Source organism: Arthrobacter crystallopoietes BAB-32, from assembly GCF_000328305.2.
Lineage (GTDB): Bacteria > Actinomycetota > Actinomycetes > Actinomycetales > Micrococcaceae > Crystallibacter > Crystallibacter crystallopoietes_A.
In genome coordinates this window covers 1-769 of the sequence record NZ_ANPE02000344.1, presented here as the reverse complement: position 1 = coordinate 769, position 769 = coordinate 1, and the positions used below count along the sequence as shown (strand labels likewise).

The 769-nt window shown below is 64.8% G+C and carries 1 pseudogene; it reads left to right on the top strand.

Annotation, left to right across the window (positions count from 1 at the left end):
* Positions 1–603: pseudogene (locus tag D477_RS20905) on the top strand (ISL3 family transposase); the annotation flags it as partial.
* Positions 604–769 lie beyond the last annotated feature (166 nt).

The window sequence follows — 769 nt, the reverse complement described above, 5'->3', positions numbered from 1 at the left end:
CGTGGCGATCGACCCATCCGCGGCGTTCCCAAGGCGCTGCGCATGTGGCTGCCGCGCACCGCGGTATCGGTCGACGCGTTCCACCTGGTCCAACTTGCCAACAACGCGCTGACCGAGGCCCGCCAGCGCCTGAGCCAGCAGGTGCGGGGCCGCCGTGGCCGCGCAGCGGATCCGGCCTGGGCGAACCGGCGACTGCTGCTGCGAGCCGGCGACACCCTCTCCAAGGCCGGTCTGGACCGCCTCGCCGATGTTTTCCTCAAGGACGATCCCACCGGGAAGCTGCAGGCAGCATGGAACGTCAAGGAACAGTTGCGCCTGCTGTTGGGCACCTCGTCCCTCCAGGACGCCGCCGCGGCCAGAGAGAAGCTGCAGATCCTCGTTGAGGCCGCCTCGATGCCCGAGACCAACAGGCTCTGGCGCACCATCAACAAATGGTGGAAGGAAATCGAGGTCCTCATCGTCACCGGCGCCACCACCGCGAAGGTCGAAGCCAACAACACCGCGATCAAACACATCAAAAGAACGGGGCGCGGATTCGTCAACAGCTGGAACTACAGCACTCGCGTTATGCTCAGAAGCGCAGCCCGAACCACGGTCTGCTGAACATGCATCACGGCAGTCGATTCACCACCAAACGCGAAGAGCCACTAAACGTGTGCAACTCAGGTTGAAGAACCGCACTGAGCGGAACCGGTGCTCATCGATCCCGAGCATCGGCGGCCGGAGCTTGTCGACGTCGGGCAGCCGGGTGGCAGCGTGGTTCAGCGCG